We start from the raw sequence: 3,425 nt of genomic DNA, 5'->3' as shown, positions 1-3,425 counted from the left end.
GTCGCTCGCCCGACGGCGCCGGGCGTGATCCAGGCGCGCCGTACCAGGGTCAGGTGGGCAGCCCCGACCCGACCTCAGAAGACCGCCGTGGGCCGGTGGATCCCGAAGACCCCGCGCAGCGTCCCCGCCACCTCGCCCACGGTGGCGTAGGCGGCGAGCGCCTCGCGCATCGGGGGGAGCAGGTTGCCGGTGCCCTCGGCCTCGTCACGGAGCACCTCGAGGGCGCGGTCGACCACCGCCTGGTCGCGGCCGGCGCGCACCTCCCGCAGCCGCCGCACCTGCTCCGCCTCGAGCTCGGCGCCGACCCGGAGGATCTCCACCTCCCGCTGCCCGGTCTCGGTGAATCGGTTCACGCCGACGATGACCCGATCCCCGGACTCGACGAGCCGCTGGTGGCGGTACGCGGCGTCCTGGATGTGGCGCTGGTAGAAGTTCTCCTCGATGGCGGCGACGGCGCCGCCGAGCTCGTCGACCCGGTCCATCAGCTCGCGGGCGGCCTCGATCAGGCCTCCGGTCAGCGACTCGACCAGGTACGACCCGCCCAGGGGGTCGGCGACGTTGGCGGCGCCGGCCTCGTGGGCGATCAGCTGCTGGGTCCGGAGGGCGATCTCCGCCGCCTGCTCGGTGGGCAGCGCGAGCGCCTCGTCGTACGAGTTGGTGTGCAGCGACTGGGTGCCGCCGCAGACCGCGGCCAGCGCCTGCACCGCCACCCGCACCACGTTGTTCAGCGGCTGCTGGGCCGTGAGCGTCGCGCCGCTGGTCTGGGCGTGGAAGCGCAGCGCGGTGCTGCGCGGGTCGCGGGCGCCGAAGCGGTCGCGCATGATCTCCGCCCACAGCGAGCGCGCCGCCCGGAACTTCGCCACCTCCTCGAAGAAGTCGTTGCTCACGTTGAAGAAGAAGGAGAGCCGGGGCGCGAAGGCGTCGACGTCGAGGCCGGCGTCGACCGCCGCCTGGACGTACGCGATGCCGTTTGCGAGGGTGAAGGCGATCTCCTGGGGCGCGGTCGCCCCCGCCTCGCGCATGTGATAGCCGCTGATGCTGATCGTGTTCCAGCGGGGCAGCCGCTGCGCGCAGTAGGCGAAGGTGTCGGTGACCAGCCGCATCGACGGCCGCGGCGGGAAGATGAACGTCCCGCGGGCGGCGTACTCCTTGAGGATGTCGTTCTGGATGGTGCCGCCGAGCCTGTCCGCTGCGATGCCCTGGCGCTCGGCGGCGAGCTCGTAGAGCAGCAGCAGGATCGACGCCGGCGCGTTGATGGTCATCGAGGTGGTGACCCGGTCCTGGGGGATGCCGTGGACCAGGGTCTCCATGTCGGCGAGCGAGTCGATCGCCACCCCCACCTTGCCCACCTCGCCACGGGCCATCGGGTCGTCGCTGTCGTAGCCCATCTGGGTGGGCAGGTCGAAGGCGGTGCTCAGCCCGGTCTGGCCGGCGCGGAGCAGGTAGTGGAAGCGCTGGTTGGTCTGCTCGGCGCTGCCGAAGCCGGCGTACTGCCGCATCGTCCACAGCCGCGAGCGGTAGCCGTCGGCGCGCACCCCGCGGCCGTAGGGGAACTCGCCTGGGGGCGCCGGCTCCGGGAGTCCCGCACGGTAGAAGGGCTCCAGGGGCAGGCCGCTCTCGGTCTCCCGCTCGGCCCCGGCGTCGCTGCCCGGGGTCACCCCTCGTGTCCGGCCGCAGCCGGGTCGTCCTGGCAGAGCTCGGTGAGCACGCCGCTCACCGCCTTGGGGTGGACGAAGCCGACCAGCTTGCCGCCCGCGCCCCTGCGCGGCCGGGTGTCGAGCAGCTGCATGCCCTGGGCGGCGAGAGTGTCCAGGGAGCCCTGGACGTCCTCGACACCGTAGGCGACGTGATGGATGCCACCGCCGCGCTTGGCGAGGAAGCCGGCGATCTTCGAGTCCGGCCCGGTGGCGCCGAGCAGCTCGATCCGCGACTCGCCGACCTCGAACATCACCGTCTCGACGCCGTCGGACTCCACCACCTCGCGGTGCGACGGTCCGACGCCGAAGAGCTGGGTGTAGGCCTCGATGGCCGCCTCGATGTCGGGGACGGCAACGCCGATGTGGTCGATCTTCTGGAGCATGTGATCACCCTGTGCAGAGCTGGTCGCAGGCGAGTATAGGGAGGCGGTCGCCGGCCGCCGCCTCAGCGGATCGAGGGCCCGGAGCGGCCGCCTCCGAGCGGCCTGCCGCCGCTGAGCAGCCGCAGCACGGCGAGCAGCAGGCAGGCCCCGATGAAGGCGACGACGATCGAGCCGAGGAGACCGTATCGGGCGTTGGGGTCGATCTGGTCGAGGATCGCCCCACCGATCACCGCCCCGGCGATCCCCACCACGACGTTGGCGAGACAGCCGAGCCCGTGGCCCTCGACGAGCCGCCCGGCGAGCGCGCCCGCGATCAGCCCGATGACCAGCCAGCCGATGAGATGGTGCGACTGCACGGCCTGCCTCCCCACTGGTGTGACTCGTCACCAGTATTGCCGGTGACGCATCCGTCGAGAGCGGGTCGCGGCGGCGGGACCGCGGCCCGCGGGAGGGTAGGGTCGTGAGGATGCGCGCCACCTCACCTCGCGGCCGCCGTCTCACCCTGCTCGTCTGCGGCCTGGCGGTGGCGCTGCTCGGCGTCTACCTCTCGATGTGGTCGCACGTCACCGCCCTGCAGCGGGCCGACAGCGACTACTCCGCGACCTGGGTGGCCGCGCAGCTGTGGGGTGACGGCCAGGGGTCGCGGCTCTACGACCAGGGGCTCGAGACCGCCCGGCACACCGCCCTGTTCCCCGCCGGGTCGCTGGCTCCGGGGCAGCGGCCGGACCTCCCCTTCATCACCCCGCCGACCACCGCCGTGCTGGCGGCGCCGCTCGCCGGCCTCGACCTCGCCACCGCCTACCGGGTCTGGTCGCTGCTGCAGCTCGCCCTGCTCGCCGCCGCGGTGGCGGTCGCGGTGCGAGCCGCCCCCTGGCCGGCTCGGGCCGGGGCGCTGCTCCGGGCCGCGGCCGGTCTCGGCGCGCTGGTCGGGCTGGGGAGCCTGCGCCTGCTCCTCCAGGGGCAGTGGGACGGCCTGTCGGCGCTCAGCCTCGCCCTCGCCTACGCCGCGTGGCGGCGCGGCCACACCGGCCGTGCCGGCGCCCTGCTGATGGGCGGCGCGCTGCTCGCCAAGCCCCACCTCGCCGTCGGCCTGGCGGTCTGGCTGCTCGCCCGGCGCGACCGCCGCGGCCTCGCCGGGGCGGCGGCGGCCGCCGCCGCCGTCGCCGGGGCGTCGCTGCTCCTCGCCGGGCCGGCCGCCTCCGCCGCCTGGCTCCAGGCGCTGACGATGTCGGCGGGCCACACCGGCGTCGCCAGCCTGGTCGGGCTCACCGGCCTGCTCGGTTCCTGGATCCCGGGCCACGGCCCGGCACACGAGGCCACCGCCCAGGTGCTGGCGGTGGCCCCG

General features: G+C 74.3%; 4 protein-coding genes. 1 reads left to right on the top strand and 3 read right to left on the bottom strand.

Annotated elements, in window-relative coordinates; translation table 11 throughout:
• Positions 1-74: 74 nt before the first annotated feature.
• The 3 genes from VGL20_10140 to VGL20_10130 form a co-directional block, all read right to left on the bottom strand.
• Complete coding sequence (locus VGL20_10140) at positions 75-1,658, bottom strand: methylmalonyl-CoA mutase family protein (GenBank protein HEY2704039.1); 1,584 nt, start codon at positions 1,656-1,658, stop codon at positions 75-77.
• Positions 1,655-2,080, bottom strand: a complete 426-nt coding sequence (gene mce, locus VGL20_10135; protein ID HEY2704038.1) for a methylmalonyl-CoA epimerase — start codon at positions 2,078-2,080, stop codon at positions 1,655-1,657. The genes VGL20_10140 and mce overlap by 4 nt, the downstream gene beginning before the upstream one ends.
• 62 nt (positions 2,081-2,142) lie before the next feature.
• Positions 2,143-2,436, bottom strand: coding sequence for a GlsB/YeaQ/YmgE family stress response membrane protein (locus tag VGL20_10130; GenBank protein HEY2704037.1), 294 nt, complete (start codon positions 2,434-2,436; stop codon positions 2,143-2,145).
• Between the two features lie 110 nt (positions 2,437-2,546).
• Between VGL20_10130 and VGL20_10125 the strand changes: the two genes are divergently transcribed.
• Positions 2,547-3,425 (top strand): glycosyltransferase 87 family protein (locus VGL20_10125; protein ID HEY2704036.1); only part of this gene is annotated, 879 nt, incomplete at its 3' end.

Source organism: Candidatus Dormiibacterota bacterium, assembly GCA_036495095.1.
In the GTDB taxonomy this organism is placed as follows: Bacteria; Chloroflexota; Dormibacteria; order Aeolococcales; family Aeolococcaceae; genus CF-96.
Note: the sequence above shows the minus strand (reverse complement) of the source record. Positions and strands in the feature narration are given on the sequence as shown.